This window comes from Prevotella sp. Sow4_E9_plate, assembly GCF_052116205.1.
Taxonomy (GTDB): Bacteria; Bacteroidota; Bacteroidia; order Bacteroidales; family Bacteroidaceae; genus Prevotella.
This window is the reverse complement of sequence record NZ_JBQKLN010000061.1, coordinates 1-18,594: the sequence shown is the minus strand read 5'-3', so window position 1 is coordinate 18,594 and position 18,594 is coordinate 1. Positions and strand designations below refer to the sequence as shown.

Sequence of the window (18,594 nt, the reverse complement as noted above, 5' to 3'; positions counted from 1 at the left end):
ACGCAACTGCTGAGCTGCTTTCTTGTAATCAATTTCTAAGTTGTCCATAATATAAAAACTGTGTTAAACTACTTTTATTGTAGCTTGACACAGTTTAGTTTACACTCTCAATATAAAAGCAAAGATACACTTTTTAAGTGTATCTACCAAATTATTTATTCAAAACTTTTGTTTTACTCGCAAAATCAAGCAAATTTATCTATTACTAATTGAAAAACAAGGAAAATCTTCCAAAGCGACAATACTCGTTACCCTCTTCTCCATGATTCCCCAAAAGTCTAATGGAAAGGACACAGTATCGAACACACCGATACAATACTATCGTCATCTTATCGGGGCATAGGTGGACTCAATATTATATTCTATATTTTGAGTTCGACTAAACGTTTAAAAGCGCAACCAAGTTTAATCACACAACAAACAACTGACTATCAAAGCATTACCACAAAGCAACTACCTTAAGTTCGACTAAGTTTAACTAAAAATTCGACTAAGTTTGACTAAACTACGACTAAGATTCACCTCTTTCCATCTATTATTTTTATGATACCTTTTTTCTTAAGCGTAGAGAAGAAGACACCCATGTAGCAACAGAAGAGAACACCCAGGCAGAGCAACCAGCTACCGTTCAGGAAACTACACAAGAGAATACTCAGGAGGAGACAACTCTGCAGCAGGAGACTACAGAGACAGAGCAGCAGACAAATGCTGAACAAGAATTCACAAGAGTTCAATAGAGTTCATTTTGCAGACGACATATTAAAAAAATTAATAGGGAAAGCGTAGAATCCTGCTAGCAGTGATGCCAGCAGGATTCTACGCTTTTTGAGTAATAATAGTTTAGAAACTTACTCTACTCAATCATTATTAACAAACTGTAGAACTCTCTTGCTTTGAATACCATAGTTAAAACTCTGTGTACCTGTCATGCCTGCAAAATTCACAGCTACTAACTTTCCATATTCGTTCACCACAGGACTACCACTGGAACCAGGCAAGCTAGGAATCGTGTACATAATCTTATCATTATCAGGCTTTTGCGAGATGGTACCACTTGTAATCTGAGCCTTGATTCCTTGCGATGTATTAGACAGTGTAAATCCTGCATTAAAACCAATCATATAAAGCTTCTGTTCAGTTTGCAACTCATCCTTATCAGAAGAAGCAAACAGATTCTTAACCTTGTCAGTAAAGCCTTGCTCTTCATCTTTATCAGAAACCGCAAATACATATTTGCCATCTGGCGTTTGCTTACTCTTCAATTGCAACATTGCCAAATCCACATTTTCTTTATCAGAAACTGAAGTCATAACACAAGGAATGAAATCAGTAATTTTAGTAACAAAAGTATTATTATAGGCAATACCCAATTCACAAACAGTTTCCACTTTCAATTCACTCAAATCAATAGTTTTAAGACTATTTTTGATTTCAGAATCTTCATCATATGCCTCTTTCAACTCAGCCTGTTCCTGCTCAATTTGCTGCATTTTTTCATCATCTACATAAATATTACCATCATATTCATTATATGAATAACATGCTCTTTTGGCATTTTCCAACTCGTCATATTTCTCAGACATTGATTGCATTTCCGCTCTTACCATCTCTGCCATACCATCCAATAAAGCTCTAACTGACTTTTTGGTATTAGATAAATCAATGGTAGGAGCTGCCACATGTCTGTTAGTCAAAATCTTACCATCTTTGGAAATCAAGAAGCCTGTACCCGTAAGCATTTTCTTATTTTTTTGGATTTCTTCCAAATCCATTGTCCAATTTTCAAAGTCTCCGTCTTTGTCAAAGCCCGTAAAATACCAGACTTTCCCTGTTGGTAAAGTCACTTTATAATAAAACTGGTTAGCAACCATCACAACACCAGAACCACATTCTGTAAGAATCTCATCTGATGTCTTAGCACTGTCACATGCCACTAAGCTAACTATAGCAAATAGTGACAAAAAGAAAATTTTTAGCTGTTTCATTATTTCAATTTTTATAATTAAGATTCTTTTGTGACACATATCACAGACTATTTTTCATTGCCATGTATTTACATTAACACCATTTCACCTGCAAACTTACTATTTTTTTTCCAAATGACCTACTAAATTTGCAAAAAATGACATCAGAAGTCACAAAAAATATTCATTCTGAATACAGTTATTTCCCAACAAAGCCCTAGTAGTGTAGCAGTTCCCCAAAGTGGACACAAAAAATGATTATTAATTATTTATATTTTTAAAAGTACACATATCTATCAAATTTCGTTCCTTTTCATTTGCAAAAGTAGACAATCTCATCCATATTTGCAAGTTTTGGGTATTGTATTTAGAGCCTTATAACTAACCATAACTTACTATGACTAACTAACCATAAAGTATTGATTTTCAACACTCTTTGTTTTTTAATACTTTCTGAGTGCTTTTTGGCAGTTCCCGATTTTCCACATATTTTTGCAGCGTATTTCTACCGTGGAGAATTTGCGGAGCTTTTATTTTGTCATATTGTGAACGTAGTTGACAAGGGTTTACGAGTGGTTACGATGAAGGACAGATTTGAAGCTGATAGGCAAAAAGCGTTATATCGTGGATTGGGTTGACAAAGGTTGTCAATGGTTCACTTCCGTTTACTCCATAGGTGGAATACTCAAAGTATGTAGAACATAGCAATATCATAGAGTATGAGACCGACAAGAAAATGTGAATTTTGTGGCAAGACATTCGTGCCAAGAAGCGGTATGCAGAAATACTGTTCCGAGGAATGTCAGGCAGAGGCAAAACGTCTTAGGAAGAAAAGACAGCAGGAATTGATTAACGGTATTGAGCCAATCATGGATCTGCAACATCAGGAGTATCTTACCTTCTCCAAAGCTGCCATTCTGATGGGATGCACCCGACAGTATATCTACAAACTTGTGGCTAACGGAAAGTTGAAGGCATCAAGATTGAGCAGCAGAATGGCATTCGTAAGAAAGGCTGATATAGAGAAGATGTTTGAGGGTAATCCCTACAAGCGTGTGATTCCTGCCAGCAAGAGCAAACCCAATAAAAAGGCAAAAGCAGAAAAGCAAATACGAAAGCAGGAACCGACAAAAGGGAAAGAGGAGAATGAGGTGCTTGACTATTATTCTGGTGAGGAAGTGATGTCCATTTATAAGGTCAAGAAGTCTTGGCTCTACACCTCCGCCAAGCGCAACCAGATACCGATGTGCCGTATCGCTGGCAAGAACTATTACAGCAAACGGCATATTGATGAGTTCTTCGGTACTGCCGTTGACATCAACAGCATCACGGAATGGGTGACTGCTGATGATGTAGAGGATGCTTTCAGTATGAGCAAGTCGGCACTCAGGGCATATGCATATCGTCATAAGATACCCACCAAACGTGAGTATGGTCGCACCTATTATTCCAAGGAACATCTTGAAGAACTGCGCAGGACTGACCTCATGAGCGATGACAACTATTATACCACCGAACAAGTGCAGCTGTTGTATGGTCTGACAAGTGCCAATATCTGCCATATTGTGAGAGTTCACCATATTAGCAAGGTAAAAGTGGGTGTAAAGAACTTGCTTTTGAAGACGGATGTGGAGCGAGCAATGGCGGAAAGAGCAGCAAAAGGACTGTGATTTCAAATGATTTCAGCATTATCCATCAATGACTGCAAATAATTGGAGTCACGGAAGTATCATTCAGTTATTTTGCAGCCGTGAAGAGACACTTCACCATGAATAATCATCAATAATACATATCAGTTATGAGCAACATTTGCAAGACCGTATCATTGCGTACACGCAAAATCAAGGACGGACGCATGCTGTCCTATTATCTTGACTATTATCCAGGCTATCGTGACGAGAGCACGATGAAAGTCATCCGCCATGAGTCGCTTGGCATCTACATCTATGCCAAGCCGAAGAACCAGACGGAACAGAAGTACAACCTCAACCTTACGGCAAGAGCCGAGGCGATACGCTGCCGTCGCTTTGAGGCTATCGTCAACGAGCGTTATGATTTCTTCGACAAGGAGAAGATGAAAGGAGATTTCCTCGCCTACTTCAAGAAACTGGCAGACAAGAAGAACTCCAAGTGGCAGCACGTCTATATGCACTTTCGTACCTTCACGCAAGGCAAGTGTACCTTCGGTGAGATAAACGTGGACTTGTGCAACAGATTTCGTGAGTATCTGCTGACAGCACCACAGGGACTGCATAAGAACAGAAAACTACATATCAACTCAGCAGCCAACTACTGGTCAACTTTCCGTGCTTCAATCCACACTGCCTATCGTGATCGCAAGATAAAGGAGAACCCGAACGGTTTCTTGGAGCGTATCGAGACAATCCCGACTGACAAGGAGCATCTTTCACAAGACGAGGTTATCCGCTTGGCATCCACTCCATGCTCTACCCCTGCATTGAAGCGAGCCTTCCTGTTCTCTTGTCTAACGGCATTGCGAAAGAGCGACATCAAGAAGCTCACTTGGGAAGAAATACAGCCATACGGCAGCGATGGTGTGATGTATGTCACTACACGAATGCAGAAGACAAAGGACATCGTGCATAACCCAATCAGTGAGGAAGCCTTGGAACTGATAGGCTATTCACCAGATAAACGAGGTAAGGTGTTCCCCGATTTCAAAGACTCCATGACACAGGCACCATTGAAGAACTGGCTGAGAGAAGCAGGAATCACCAAGCATATATCCTATCATTGCTCACGCCACAGCTTTGCCTGTCTCCAGTTGGACGCAGGAACAAGTATTGCGGTTGTGCAGCGTTATCTCGGTCACAAGAATGTGGCAACAACAGAGGTGTATGCCAAGATTTCCGATGCCCAGAAGCGTGCTTCGGTTGGCTGTATCACCTTGAAGAAGTAACCATTTGACAATAACACGCAGAAAAGGACTGTTGGAATGATAGTGTTCCAATAGTCCTTTTCTCATTTTGTTGGTTCTATTTGCTGTCGTGGATAGAACCAATTCGACAAATACATTCCAATTTCTGTTGATATTAAAGAGGAACTGCAAATATCCCTTTTCTTCATCCTTACCTTTGTAGTCAGCAATTAGCGGCAACTGGCACTAACGAGCTGTTTCAAGTATGATTCAGAGTATGAAATCATATTAGAACGCTAATAAAGCGTAAAAGAAAGAGTGCCAGAGAACGTAAATGCTGTTTTTACATGCTTCTGCATCTAACTTTGTGGAAGTTTTTGAACGAATAACAATAAAACGAATACAATAATGATAGAAACCAAGACAACTTCAGATTGTACCATCTACGCTTTTGTTGGTACTGCAATTCTCGCCATCTCTCTTGTCGTGGCTATGTATGTAGGCAATGACTTTCACCAAAGTCTGTTTGTCGAGTCAATCATCTTTGTAGGGAGCAACATCCTGCTTTGGGCGATATTCATTTCTATGGTGAATTATCCCTATGAACTGATGACCATTGGTAGCAACAGCAAGACAAAGAAAAACGTTGTAGAAGCAGAGCCAGCAACAGAACAAGAACAGCCAAAGCAAACATTACCACAAACAGAGTCAGCACAATACAGTCATGAGGACTATGCCAAGTGTGTAGAGGCACAAGAAAAAGAAGCACAGGAGATAAAGGAAAAACGAACGAGAGCCGTACTTGACTATGTGCATCGTACCATGTCAAGGTTTCTGTATGAGGAAGATTTGCACAAGGTAATTGAGGCTGTCAAGGAATGGAGCAACGACACCAACTATACCCCGATAGCAATAAACCGTTTCAAGGAGATGGTTGAGAATATTCCTTTAAGGCACTTCGTGTGGAATATCGCAGAACGTTTGGGTAAACGTGATTACACAATGGCAATGCGAATAGCCTTTGTCAGGGCTTTATTTCCAAAGCCGTTTGAAGGCTTGGACTACAGCACATTGAAGAACCTGAAAGCACCATGTTCTAATGATGTCATTCCGATTGATGAGCCTGGCAATGGAGGATATGAGTTTCATGATATATCAGAGGAAACTCCCGAATAATCCCTATTGTTAGAGTTATTCCTTCGTGAATGACAAATGACTGTCACGAACCTCAGTAACGGAAGCATCATTCTGTTCCTTTGTCCCAGTTTTTTAGAACAACTTGTATATGACAAAGGAATTAACTTTCAACGACCTTCCAATGGTCGTTGCCCAGCTTCGGGATGAAGTGGTGGGCATGAAGCAGATGATCATCGGTCTGCAATCACAGAACAAGCCACACAAGGCGAACACGCACATACCTATGAGTGTGGAGGAAGCATCGGCATACCTGAAAATGCCGATGGCAACTCTCTACATGAAACTTGGCAACGGCAGCATTCCTGCCACAAAGCCAGGCAAGCGTTATTGCCTTTATCAAGACGAACTTGACAAATGGCTGGAGACAAACCGCAAGAATCCTGTACCTCTCACAGCAGAAGAGGAGAACGCTGCCATTCTTGCAGGAAACAAGCGCAAGCCGAAACCCTTGAACTGGTAATGTAATGGATGCGCTTGAAATTTGTAACAAGCTACGCTCGGAGGCTTCGGGCGTAGCCACTTCTGGCATTCCGCTTGACATATTCCCCCAGAAGATGCAGCAGATGATTCTTGATTTGGCAAGGACGGAAAACTATTCCATTGAGTTCACTGTCACTTCCCTAATATCCGCTATGGCAGCAGCCGTCGGCAACTCCTGCTATATCCGGATTAAAGGCAATTGGATTACTTCACCTATTCTATATGTCATTCTTGTTGGCAGACCAGGAGTCGGCAAGACTCCACCATTGAACTTTGCCTACAAACCGTTGCACGACATTGATACTGAGGAGCACCATAAGTTCAAGGCTCTAAAGAATGAGTATGCAGCCATTGTGGAGAGAAACAAGGGCAAAAAACGGACGGAATGGGAATCGTTACCTCCTGTACCAGTCCTGCATAAGAATATCATGAATGACTTCACACCAGAGATTCTGATGCGTAATCACGATGCCAACCTCAGAGGTGTGGCAGTTGTGGTGGATGAGATAATGGGGCTGTTCAACACCATCAACCGATACAACAACAGTTCTTTTGTACAACAGATGCTGTCGGCTCACAATGGCTTGCCTGTAGATGTTTCTCGTTGTAATCTTGATTGCCCTTTACGCATTGATTATCCTTGCATACAGATTGTAGGAACTATCCAGACTGGTATTGTGCATGAACTTTATGATATGGGATTCAAGAAGAATGGTTTTCTTGACCGTTTTCTGATTACATGCCCAAAAGGTTTGAAGATTGCTCCTTGGGTTAAGGTTCCAAAACAAGATGCTGCAATCATTGAAAGACCATTCCGTGTATGGAAAGAAATCATAGACAAGGCTGTGGCTCTTCCTTTTACGGAAGACATCTTCAATGTTCTTGACTTCTCTGATGAAGCCATTGACATATTCTATGATTGGCAGAATAAGGACATAGAACGGCAGAATGCCATTACGGATGAAAAAATGATAGACTCACGTGCTGCAAAAGTTCCTTTGAACACGGCTCGGCTTGCCTTGATATTCCAACTGTTCCGATGGGCTTGTGATGAGTCTCACAAGGATTTTGTTGATGCGGAGTCCGTGAATGCAGCCATACGGATGAGCGATTACTTTGAGAAGTCATACAAAAGGATGGATGACCTCGTTTCAACCGAGGCTACCGACCCTGTGAAGAAACAGGTACTTGACTCGTTGGGAAACAAGTTCGTAACTGCTGAAGCAGTAAAGGCTGGAGCGGATTTCGGTTTTGCAAGACGTACTGTCATGTATATGCTCAAAGACTTCTGTCAGAAAAACTTTATCATCAAAGACAAGCAAGGCAATTATGAGAAAGTACAGAAGTAGAACCACCACCTTGCACCGTTTGCACTTTGCACTTCTTGCACTCTTGCACAAAAGAAGCTGCATTTTGTGCCAAACAAGTGCAAAAGTGCAGAAAGTGCAAGGTGCAACAAGTGCAGAGCCTTATGAGTGAGTATAGATTCCATCTACAGAAATACAAGCTGGGCAACCGATATGCTTGCCCTCAATGTAGGCGTAAGCGTTGCTTTGCAAGATATATTGACGAGGAAGGACAGATTGTATTTCCTGACAATGTGGGGCGTTGTGACCATGAACAGAGTTGTGGCTACCATTATTCTCCATCTGATTATTTCAAGGACAATCCCGATGCCAACTGCAATGATGATTGGAGATATAAAACACCAATCAAAGAGTGTAGGAAAGAGAAACCTCTTCCAACTTTCATTGAGAATAAGTTGATGGAGCAAACACTGCATGGCTATTCTGTCAATCCTTTGTACCGATACATTTCAATGGTCTTTGACAAGGAGGAGACAGAACGGCTGTTTGCCTTGTACAAGGTCGGCACTTCAAAGAAATGGGGCGGTTCAACTATCTTTTGGCAGATAGATGTCAATGGGAATGTGCGCACTGGCAAGATAATGAAGTATGATGACAAGACAGGACACCGCATCAAGGAACCCCACAGCCTGGTGACTTGGGTACACTCGGAACTGAAACTGCCAGACTTTACACTTCGGCAGTGCTTCTTTGGCGAACATCTGTTGACAGATAAAACCACGACCAAGACTGTAGCCATCGTGGAGAGCGAAAAGACAGCCATCATTGCCACCCACTTCATGTCTGATTTCGTATGGTTGGCTACTGGAGGCATGAACGGATGTTTCAATAAAGATGCAGTCGAAGTCCTAAGCGGTCGGGAGGTTGTTTTGGTTCCAGACCTTGGGGCAACGGATAAGTGGAAAAGCAAACTTCCTTTGCTGCAATCAATATGCAAACAAGTTCTTGTCAGCAATATCTTGGAAGACAATGCCACCGATGAACAAAAGGTCAATGGTCTTGACATTGCCGACTTCCTATTGATGACGGAAACACCGCAGATGGCGCTACAAAGGCTGATAAAGCAACATCCGCCACTCCAGCATCTGATAGACTGTCTTGGATTGGTGTTGGTGGAAGAGTCATAGCAGAGTGGGTAAGGATCTGCGAGCACGCTTGCGTGACGGACTTTCACAAAAGTCCTAAACATAATAGGGACTTTTAGATTCACCTGCTGACGCTGTTCACTTAAAAAGTCCTTCTATTATGCTCAAGCTCCGCCCGAGACCTGTCACCAGTCATACTATAACAATGTTACAAACTCAAACAAGATTCTTATGGAAAGAAACATACCACGTGCCGCCATCCATGTAGGCACAGACAAGAAATCGTTCTCTTCCCAAGTGGGCAACGAGGCGGAACGCAGAGGTTGGGACGAGAAGCGTTACCAACTAAAAAACGCAGACATAGACAAGAACAACCATTATAACTACTCACGCAAGAGACTCAACTTTGAGATAGTCAAGGGTGGAAAGATTGTGCCTCTTGGTTCCCAGTCTGTGCCGTTGCATGAACGCTTGCAGCACAGACTTGATGAACTTGGCTTCAAGCCATATATGGATGCCAAGCGTCCCGACCAAGTTTCAAGGAACAGTCCGAACTGCACTGTCGGCATCATCTTCAGTGGTGACCATGATGTGCTTAACAGGCTTGCCTTTGGTGAAAAGAAACTCAACACGTCAGATCCAAATGCTGACCACAGCAAGGTGACATTACAAAAAGGCATCTATGACTGGGCATTGGACACCTACCGCTTTGCATGTGAGAAATGGGGAGAAGAGAATGTCATCAGCTTTGATGTGCATTGTGATGAGACAAGCATCCATGCCCATGTGCAGACCGTGCCTGTTGAACAAGTAAAACAACGTGGGCGCGTCGGAAGCAAGTATATCCACAAGGATAATCCAGAAAAGGTTCTCTCTACAAAGGAATGGAGAGCACTTCCAAAAGAAGAACGTGACAACTTCACAAAATCGGAAGTTGCAAAGGGTGTTGTTGAAAGGGTCTCTTATGCCAAAGTGTGGGGAGAGCGAGCAAAGGATAAGTCACAGTATTTATCACAACTTCATACCGACTATTACAACAAGGTAGGTCATAAGTATGGCTTGGCAAGAGGTTTCTCCTATGATGAACTTTCAGAGGAAGAGAAACGGGGACGCAAGCACAAAAACAAGGTGGTACTTGAGGCGGAACGTCAGGCGAAAGTTGCTCTTGACAAAGTGGAGAAATATGCTGTGCTTGCCACAATCGACAAGAAGGAGCTGACCATTCCTTTTCTCAACATCAAGGTTCCTGTTCAAGAAGCGATGAATGCCGTAAAGAAAGAACTTGCCATCCCTATTCCTACTCTTATCGGACAAAAGGCATGGCGTGAGGAGCGTGTAAACAACATCAACGCAGCTATCAAAGCTCTTGTCGTAGCCATCAATGCAGAACGTGACAAACAGAATGAAGGTGTACGCAAGTCTGTCAACAAGACATACACTTACTATATGCAGAATCTCAATAAGCAGATAGAGGAGAACAAGTCACTTCGTGCCGAGAATGATGCGCTAAAGGCAGAAAACAACAAAGTCAAACAACGCATCTCTCAACTTGACGAGAAGGCTGTGGAGCGAGTGACTACTCAACTTGTCTATGCGAAGGAAGAACTCGCCAGTGCCAAAAGTTATAATACCACACTTATGGAAATGTACAATGATTTGAAGGCTCGTTGGAATGCCATTTGGCAAGAGCCAGAAATGACTGATGCATGGAGACGAGTGGAAGCACGAAAGGAGGAAGGTGCAAAAGAAAAGGCTCGGCAAGAAGCCGAAGCTAAACGTGAAAGCATGGCTCGGCAAAATAGATACATAGGAGTGCTTGACAAGTTCATCCATGAGGGACATGAAGCTCTATCTTCCTTTGCCAAGACAGATAGAGTCAACTTCAACGAGAAAGAATCGGCTTCCATATACTATGGCATTATGGCATCTGCTGTAAAGCATAATATTGGATTGGACTCTAAAGCCTGTATAGAATCGGCAACAAAAAGGTTCTTGTCTGATATGTCTTGGCATGGTTTTACAGACTTCAAGCAGGAATGTGTCACCAGTTGGACAAAACTCTTCGCCACAAATGAAGTTCAATTCACAGACAAAGCTATTGACAACTTCCTCGCTTTTGTTGACCACATGTCATGCAGTGCAGACACATACGTTTCGCTTGGTGGCTCCAATGGTTGTGCCGACCAACTGACGAATTGGGATGGAACACAGAAGATAGGATTGGGAGCAATTAATAATAAGCCCTATCGTTCATCACGAAGATAAGTATTGTATAAAAGGTTGTAAAAATCAAGATGTGAGATTATCTAAAGCTTATCTCACATCTTGACTATAAAGGTATATTATTTCATTTGTGTTTCTTCCTTTTATTCTTCCCCATGGTCTGCCGTCATAGACGCTATGTAGAAGGCATTGGAAGTGACAACAGTTGCATTCTTGCTAATAGGAGCGACGAAATCTATTTGCGTATATCCCAATTCGCTTACACCTGCAACGACTTCCATCTGCTTGAATTGATATTTTACGTCATTGCCTTCTTTGTGTTTTTTTTCAAGCACGAACACATATTGCTTGCCATTGGCATTTACAATAGCATCGTCAGGCAAGGCTGGCACATTTTGTTTGCCCATACTGATGATGCCTGTCACATACATGCCAGGAATAAGTTCAGTGATGTTCTTTGTATCAATACCGACACGTACGGATATAGCCTTGGTGTCAGAATCCATCGAGCGATTAATTTCTCTTACTGTTCCCTTGAAATGAATATTCGGGCTATTGGTGATGACGAAATCTACTTTCTGCCCTTTAGCAACTTGATTGATATTGCGCTCAAAAACATTCAAGTTGCAGAACACAGCGGCATTGTTGGCTACTTGCATCAATGATTGTGAACTTTCCGTATAGCTTCCACTCTTTATGCTTATCTTCGTCACGATGCCAGAAATTGGAGCAGAGATAGCTACCTGCCGTATGATTCTGCCTTGTTTCACAAGGTTGGTGTTAATGCCAATTTGACGGAGCTGGTTGTAAAGCCCTGTCTGGCGAGCCAGTGCCATCTCGTATGCTGCTGATGCCTGTTGCAAGGTCTTTTCCACTCCTGCCTTCTGTGAAGCCAATGTCTTTTGGCGTAGCAACTCCTGATGTGTTACATTGGTCTCTTTTACAGCAATGAGATAGTCTTTCTGCAATCCTACGATTTCGGTATTCTCTATGTGTGCAACCACTTGACCTGCTTTCACCAGCTGTCCTTCTGTTACATAAATTTTGCGGACAACACCTCCTACGAGAGAAGTCACGTCTGCCATATCCTGCGGGTTGAGCTGAAGTTCGCCATTGGCACGTATCACATTGTTGAGAGAGCGACTCTCAACCTTGCCGAGCGTAATGCCAACCGTCTTTATCTGTTCTTGAGTAAGTTCAATGGTTTCATAGCCTTGCTCCTCTACTTTGTTTTCCTTTACTTCTTCCTGCTTGCCTTTTGTGCATGATGCAAGAAATATGCTGATGACAGCAATGATGATGATATTAAATGTTTTCATTGTTTATTTCCGTTGAGATAATTGATATTGATGATAGCTTGATTATAGTCGTTGACAGCATCTATGTAACGAAGTTGTACATCAAGAGCCGAAGTTTGGTTTTGTATGTATTCCACATACCCCATTTCTCCGTTCTCGTAGTTTATCTGAGATAGTTTCGCCATGAGTGCTGCCTCGGCGTTGCCTTGTCTTTCGTAATAATCAAGAACTTGTTTTGCTCTCATATACTCATTTGTGGCATCACGCATAAGCGTTTTCTGCTGCTGTTCTGCCAATGCACGCTCATTCTGCACCAACTCCACATCACGTTTGGCAGCCTTGACTTTTGACCGATTGCTTTTCCAAAACAGGGGTATGCCGATGCCTACCTCAAATCCCATGAAGTTACCTTTGGAAAACCTACTTCTGTCAACATTGTAAGGATTGAATCCTTTGATGACAGCCTGTGTTGTAAAGCCGAGAGTGAAGCTTGGCATATACCCCTGCTTGGCAAGCGAAACACTACGTTCATTGCTTATGAGGCGTGCTTGCATGTTTCGTCCAAGTGGCGTGTCTGAGAAATTAGTTTCCCCAAGATTCGCGTCATGTAGTTTTGCCAACCCCTCGTTTTGAGGAGTGAAGTCAGTATTGGTATTGATGAGCTGTTTCAACTGCAATAAATATTTCTTGCAGTCATTCTCTGCTCTTTGCAAACTTATCCGATTTTCATTCAGCAATCGTTGTGCATTCATCTGTTCCAACTGGTTAGCCTCCCCCGATTTGTACTTAGCCGATGCCAGTTGCAGAAAGTGCTGATATACGCTGTCTTGCTTTTGCAACACGAGCAAAGTGCTATGTGCATGAAGCCACGAGTAATATGCAGATGTTACATCTCTTACCAACTGGTTGCCTACTATTGCCACCTGACTTTGCGCAACGGCAGTCTCAGCTTTCAAGAACTTGTTTCGGGCGTTATACACCGTAGGAAAATCAAAGGTCTGGCTTATCAAAATGCCATTGTCTGGACTTCCGCCAGATGTCGGATCTTGGCTGAGCGTTATAGAGGTCTTTTCAATATCAAATGTTGTACCCTGCAAGTCTTTAGCTTTTCCAACTGCAATTTGCCCATTTCTCATATATAGGCTGTTGTCAAGAGCGAGGTCTATGCATTGTTGCAAAGACCAACTCTCATTTTGTGCGTACATGGAGGCGAATGCCATAGACAGTACGCCTAATATAAACAATCTTATTCTTGTCATACGTTTGTTTCTTTTTTCTTGGTGAATGTCTTATAAATAGATGGCAAGACAACAAGTGTCAATATCGTGGCTGTTACCAATCCGCCGATGACCACAGTAGCCAACGGTCGTTGAACCTCAGCACCGTCACCAGTTGACAAGGCCATAGGCATAAAACCTAAGGAAGCTACCAATGCGGTCATGATGACAGGACGAAGACGGAGCATACAACCATCTATCACTCGTTTTTTTACATCCGTCACGCCTTCTTTCTCAAAAGTATTGAACTGTCCTATCAGTACAATACCGTTCAGTACAGCCACACCAAAGAGGGCAATGAAACCTACACCTGCGGAAATGCTGAAAGGCATACCTCGCAGGCATAAAGCCCACACACCACCAATGGCAGAGAGAGGAATGGCTGAGAATACGAACAAGGTTTCCCTGATATTCTTCAACGTAGCATACAGCAAACCCAAAATGACGAGCAATGCCAAAGGAACTGCCAGCATCAAACGACCGGTTGCCTCTTGAAGATTTTGGAATTGACCGCCATAAGTGTAATAATAACCTGCTGGCAATTTTAGTTCCTTGTCTAAAACCTCCTGAATTTCATCTACTGTGGTCTGTATGTCTCGTCCTCTTACATTGAAACCGACAAATATCCTTCGCTGTCCATCCTCATGTGTAACCTGTGCAGGTGCATCAGTCAATGTAATCTGTGCTACTTGCTGGAGAGGAATTGTTCCACCATCGGGCAGAGGAAGGTACAGACTTTCTATAGCTTTTATATCATTACGTAAGTCCTTGTCCATACGCACCACCAAGTCGAATCGCTTGTCGCCCTCAAACACATATCCCGAGCGGCTTCCTGCAAAAGCAGTTTCAAGCACCTTGTTGGCAGTTCTTATCGAAATGCCATATTTAGCCAGCTGATCTCGGTTGTACTTTACTTGAATCTGTGGCAAACCTTGTACTTTCTCGACAAATGGGTCAGACACCCCGTCAACACGCTTGATAAGAGATGCCACTCGCTTTGCGGATGCTTGCAGAGCATCAAGGTCGTTGCCGTATATCTTGATGGCGACATCCTGCTTAATACCTGTAATCAGTTCGTTGTTTCGCATTTGGATTGGCTGTGTCAATTCGGCTTCCATTCCAGGAATAGCTCCCAAGGCTTCTTCCATCTTTTCCATGAGTTCGTCCTTTGTCTTGGCAGATGTCCATTCTGCTTTCGGATAGAGGGCTATAAGCATGTCTGCTCGTTCTATAGGCATTGGGTCGGTTGGAATCTCTGAACTACCGATGCGAGTTACCACCTGCTTCACCTCCGGGAACTTAGACTTCAATATCTTTTCTGCCTGAGTGCAGGTCTTCACCATCTGAGAGAGTGATGTACCTTGTGCCATGCTGATTTCGGCTGCAAAGTCACCTTCTTCAAGATTCGGGATAAACTCACCGCCCAAACGAGTGAAAGCGAAAAGGCTGATGCCGAACAGCAGCACCATGGAAGCTATGAGCACCTTGCTATGTTGCAGACTTTTGGTGATGATAGGCTTATACCAACTCTGTAACTTGTTTATCAGACGGTCTGACAAATTAGTCTTATGTACACTTTCCTTGCTAAGAAACAGAGCACTTGCCATTGGTACGTAGGTAAGCGAAAGGATAAACGCTCCAAGGATGGCGAAGAAAATGGTAAGTGCCATCGGACGGAACATCTTTCCTTCTATACCAGCCAATGTAAGCAATGGCAGATATACCGTCATGATAATGATTTCGCCAAAGGCTGCACTCTTACGAATCTTGGAAGCGGAATGATATATCTCCTTGTCCATCTGCTCTTGTGTTAAGCGCAAGCCATGGTATTTGTCACGACTGATACCTATATGGTGGCATACGGCTTCTACGATAATCACTGCGCCATCCACGATCAAGCCAAAATCAATGGCTCCCAAACTCATGAGGTTTCCGCTGACACCAAACAACCGCATCATACCAAAAGCAAACAGCATAGCGAGCGGAATGACGGATGCCACCACCAATCCTGCCCTATAATTACCCAAGAACAGAACGAGTATGAACACAACAATGAGGCCACCCTCGATAAGGTTGCGGGTGATGGTTCCAGTAACACGGTCTACCAACTGAGTGCGGTCTATGAATGGTTCTATGACTACACCCTCTGGCAGACTCTTCTGAATCTGCGCAATACGCTCTTTTACGTTCTTAATAACTTGCTGGAAATTCTCACCTTTCAGCATCAGTGAGATACCTGCCACCACTTCACCCTCGCCATTGCGTGTAACTGCACCATAACGTGTGGCATAACCATATTGTACTTTTGCAATGTCACGTATCAAGATAGGCGTGCCATTGACTGTCTTGACAGGGATACGCTCTATGTCTTCGAGTGTTGAAACAAGTCCCAAGCCTCTGATAAAATACTGGTTACTATTTTTCTCTATGTAGCTTCCGCCTGTGTTCTCGTTGCCTGCTTCAAGGGCATCGTAAACTTCTGTAACTGTAAGACCAACAGCATTGAGACGGTCGGCATCCACAGCCACTTCATACTGCTTCACATATCCACCCCAGCCGCTGACTTCTGCAACGCCAGGTGTTCCTGACAATTGCTTGCGGACTATCCAATCTTGGATGGTACGTAAATCTGACAAACTGTATTTGTCCTCATATCCCTTCTTTGCACGAATGGTATAATGGAATATTTCTCCCAAACCAGTAGTGACAGGAGCCATACCTATGGTTGCCTTACCTTGTGGTATGACTTCCTCTGCCTCCTTTAGTTGTTGGCTTACCTGCTGCCGAGCCCAATATACATCTGCATCGTCATCAAAAACCAATGTAATGACAGACAAGCCGCTGCTACTGATGCTTCTGCGTTCTTCCACACGTGGAATGTTGGCCAAAGCCATTTCTACTGGAGTGGTTATAAACTGCTCTACCTCTTGCGCTCCCAATGATGGAGCTTGGGTTATCACCTGTACTTGATTATTTGTAATATCAGGTGTAGAGTCAAAAGGCAACTGCGACAACGACCATGTGCCCCATATAATGAGCACCAAGGTCAACATACCTATAGTTACCTTGTTCTTGATTGATAATTGAATTATTTTTTGAAACATTTCTTTATCGTTCTAATTATAATTGTATAGTTAGTGCTAGTCCTCCTTGTTGTCCGTTATAATATGGATAGACAGTGTTTGTTCGCTTGGACTGTTTGTTGTGCATCTTGCGTGAAATCGGCTCATATAACTTGTATGCCAATTTCGTACACAGAATACCCAATCCTGCTCCAAATGCCACGTCTCCTATCCAATGCTTGTTGTTATACACACGCAATGCTCCTGTACTTGCAGCTATGACATAACCACCTATACCTATCCACGGTGAAGTGTCCTTGTATTCTTGCCACAAGAGTTCTGCCCCCATGAAGGCAACTGTTGTATGCCCAGATGGAAAAGAATTGCGACGTGAGCCATTAGGACGCATCTCTCTTACTGTGTATTTCAAGCCATTTACGGATATAGCCGTCAGCAAACTTGACAACCCCAACAGCATCGTTTGTTCTTTTAGGTTATGACAACTTTTTACTCCGCACAGATTTAATGCCAATACGCTTACAGCTGGCACATACTGTGTATAGTCATCAATCCCTATGGCTATTGGCTTGTGGGTTATAACCTCATGTCCGATAGCATAGTTCAGCATCCTGCCTTTATTCATAACAATAGCCTCTGCCGTTCCATACGACATAAGTGACATTGGTATAATATAAGGCACGACACTTGACCTCTTCATAGAAGTCATGTCTGTGCTATCTTGTGTGAATGTCAAGCTGTCTCTGCTTTGTGCATACGACAAAAGAGGAAAAGCCAGTGCGCCAAGCGCCAGAATTTCCTTAATTGACATTTTGCAATAACTAATGCCTGTGCTCCAAACACTGAAGCACTTGCAAGTTCATAATAAAAATGATTGATTTGTAACTATACCTTCCATATGAATAGGTATAGTCGCTGTACGTTGCCCCCCTTAAAAGAAACAACGCTATTAGAAACGATAAAAAGGAGGTGCCCTAAGTCCATTTATCCGCAATAGTTCCGCCTTTATAATAATAGGTATGCGAGTGTCAAACACCGTCTTAGTTGGTTCTGACACCCATCCCATAATACGAGATAAAGCCCATACTATTGCATGATATAAATAATGTATGTTACTTGTATGTAAAGTCTTTACTGACACAACATCCCAACTGCCTTGTTCGAAGCACTTTGTTCCATCGTCCTTATGTGACGTATGTTTGTCATTGTCAGCGTTGTCGCTATTGCAATGCTCCACAACGGTACATACCGCACTTTCGTGATGATGGTGCGGTATAAACGACAATGCCAACAAAACAATTGTTGTCAAAGCCAAAATAGTTATGTAGAGCTTCTGCTTCATTATATTTTCAATTTGGCTGCAAAGATAGCAAATAAACTTTGCAACTCGGTTGCAAAGTTATATGTATACCATTTTTTAGATGCGTGAACCATAGTAAAATCTGTATGACTCCTTTGCTTTTCATACTGCGGTTTCAGTAGAAACACCTCATCCTATCCCTTTTCATTGGTTTTTGGTGTAACTAAAAGTTAAATACGTTAAATATTACCTTTTCGTATCTAAACAGAATCCACATAGCCACTTTTCTACCGTTTAGAGCGTATAATACTGATAATCAACTAATAATAGATACTCTTTATAAAAGTGAACATTATTCTTTATTTTTCTCATTTCCAGCCATTTTCTTCCGTTCTGTGACGAACTTCGGTGTTGCATTAGCCTCTCGCTTCCCAAAAGTGTCCTT

General features: G+C 42.6%; 12 protein-coding genes. 7 read left to right on the top strand and 5 right to left on the bottom strand.

Features of this window, described 5'->3' with window-relative positions; genetic code table 11:
- Nucleotides 1–857: 857 nt before the first annotated feature.
- Nucleotides 858–1,985, bottom strand: coding sequence for a trypsin-like peptidase domain-containing protein (locus ACTQ53_RS15940; protein WP_441934151.1), 1,128 nt, complete (start codon nt 1,983–1,985; stop codon nt 858–860).
- A 698-nt stretch (nt 1,986–2,683) separates the two neighbouring features.
- Here ACTQ53_RS15940 and ACTQ53_RS15935 point away from each other — a divergent pair.
- From ACTQ53_RS15935 to mobV, 7 genes are all read left to right on the top strand, one after another.
- Entirely contained in the window at nt 2,684–3,634 is a 951-nt protein-coding gene (locus ACTQ53_RS15935; RefSeq protein ID WP_044074745.1) for a helix-turn-helix domain-containing protein, read from the top strand.
- A 128-nt stretch (nt 3,635–3,762) separates the two neighbouring features.
- The gene (locus tag ACTQ53_RS15930; RefSeq protein WP_044074744.1) at nt 3,763–4,884 is read left to right on the top strand and encodes a site-specific integrase; all 1,122 of its coding nucleotides are present in this window, start codon (nt 3,763–3,765) and stop codon (nt 4,882–4,884) included.
- A 366-nt stretch (nt 4,885–5,250) separates the two neighbouring features.
- Nucleotides 5,251–6,018: a hypothetical protein gene (locus ACTQ53_RS15925; protein WP_044080124.1), complete on the top strand. Its 768-nt coding sequence runs from the start codon at nt 5,251–5,253 to the stop codon at nt 6,016–6,018.
- 109 nt (nt 6,019–6,127) lie between these two features.
- Nucleotides 6,128–6,499: a helix-turn-helix domain-containing protein gene (locus ACTQ53_RS15920; RefSeq protein WP_044074742.1), complete on the top strand. Its 372-nt coding sequence runs from the start codon at nt 6,128–6,130 to the stop codon at nt 6,497–6,499.
- A gap of 4 nt (nt 6,500–6,503) precedes the next feature.
- Nucleotides 6,504–7,868 carry a DUF3987 domain-containing protein gene (locus ACTQ53_RS15915; RefSeq protein ID WP_044074741.1) on the top strand — a complete coding sequence of 455 codons (1,365 nt, stop codon included), beginning with the start codon at nt 6,504–6,506 and terminating at the stop codon, nt 7,866–7,868.
- Between the two features lie 122 nt (nt 7,869–7,990).
- Nucleotides 7,991–9,013: a DUF6371 domain-containing protein gene (locus ACTQ53_RS15910; RefSeq protein ID WP_044074740.1), complete on the top strand. Its 1,023-nt coding sequence runs from the start codon at nt 7,991–7,993 to the stop codon at nt 9,011–9,013.
- Nucleotides 9,014–9,202: 189 nt separating this feature from the next.
- Nucleotides 9,203–11,236 carry a MobV family relaxase gene (gene mobV, locus ACTQ53_RS15905; RefSeq protein ID WP_044080125.1) on the top strand — a complete coding sequence of 678 codons (2,034 nt, stop codon included), beginning with the start codon at nt 9,203–9,205 and terminating at the stop codon, nt 11,234–11,236.
- 101 nt (nt 11,237–11,337) lie between these two features.
- Here the strand turns inward: mobV and ACTQ53_RS15900 are convergent, their stop codons facing one another.
- From ACTQ53_RS15900 to ACTQ53_RS15885, 4 genes are read right to left on the bottom strand one after another with little or no spacing between them, the layout of a single operon-like run.
- Nucleotides 11,338–12,513: an efflux RND transporter periplasmic adaptor subunit gene (locus tag ACTQ53_RS15900; protein ID WP_044074738.1), complete on the bottom strand. Its 1,176-nt coding sequence runs from the start codon at nt 12,511–12,513 to the stop codon at nt 11,338–11,340.
- Nucleotides 12,510–13,751, bottom strand: a complete 1,242-nt coding sequence (locus tag ACTQ53_RS15895; RefSeq protein ID WP_082030915.1) for a TolC family protein — start codon at nt 13,749–13,751, stop codon at nt 12,510–12,512. Before ACTQ53_RS15895 ends, ACTQ53_RS15900 begins: the two co-directional genes overlap by 4 nt.
- Nucleotides 13,748–16,873, bottom strand: a complete 3,126-nt coding sequence (locus ACTQ53_RS15890; RefSeq protein WP_044074737.1) for an efflux RND transporter permease subunit — start codon at nt 16,871–16,873, stop codon at nt 13,748–13,750. The genes ACTQ53_RS15895 and ACTQ53_RS15890 overlap by 4 nt, the downstream gene beginning before the upstream one ends.
- Nucleotides 16,874–16,889: 16 nt before the next feature.
- Nucleotides 16,890–17,474 carry a phosphatase PAP2 family protein gene (locus ACTQ53_RS15885; RefSeq protein WP_441934146.1) on the bottom strand — a complete coding sequence of 195 codons (585 nt, stop codon included), beginning with the start codon at nt 17,472–17,474 and terminating at the stop codon, nt 16,890–16,892.
- Nucleotides 17,475–18,594 lie beyond the last annotated feature (1,120 nt).

Coding starts and splice junctions, on each gene's coding strand:
- ACTQ53_RS15895 (WP_082030915.1), bottom strand. CDS start 13,751: ATGACAAGAATAAGATTGTTTATATTAGGCGTACTGTCTATGGCATTC.
- ACTQ53_RS15930 (WP_044074744.1), top strand. CDS start 3,763: ATGAGCAACATTTGCAAGACCGTATCATTGCGTACACGCAAAATCAAG.
- ACTQ53_RS15935 (WP_044074745.1), top strand. CDS start 2,684: ATGAGACCGACAAGAAAATGTGAATTTTGTGGCAAGACATTCGTGCCA.
- ACTQ53_RS15940 (WP_441934151.1), bottom strand. CDS start 1,985: ATGAAACAGCTAAAAATTTTCTTTTTGTCACTATTTGCTATAGTTAGC.
- ACTQ53_RS15900 (WP_044074738.1), bottom strand. CDS start 12,513: ATGAAAACATTTAATATCATCATCATTGCTGTCATCAGCATATTTCTT.
- ACTQ53_RS15915 (WP_044074741.1), top strand. CDS start 6,504: ATGGATGCGCTTGAAATTTGTAACAAGCTACGCTCGGAGGCTTCGGGC.
- ACTQ53_RS15910 (WP_044074740.1), top strand. CDS start 7,991: ATGAGTGAGTATAGATTCCATCTACAGAAATACAAGCTGGGCAACCGA.
- mobV (WP_044080125.1), top strand. CDS start 9,203: ATGGAAAGAAACATACCACGTGCCGCCATCCATGTAGGCACAGACAAG.
- ACTQ53_RS15920 (WP_044074742.1), top strand. CDS start 6,128: ATGACAAAGGAATTAACTTTCAACGACCTTCCAATGGTCGTTGCCCAG.
- ACTQ53_RS15925 (WP_044080124.1), top strand. CDS start 5,251: ATGATAGAAACCAAGACAACTTCAGATTGTACCATCTACGCTTTTGTT.
- ACTQ53_RS15885 (WP_441934146.1), bottom strand. CDS start 17,474: ATGAATAAAGGCAGGATGCTGAACTATGCTATCGGACATGAGGTTATA.
- ACTQ53_RS15890 (WP_044074737.1), bottom strand. CDS start 16,873: ATGTTTCAAAAAATAATTCAATTATCAATCAAGAACAAGGTAACTATA.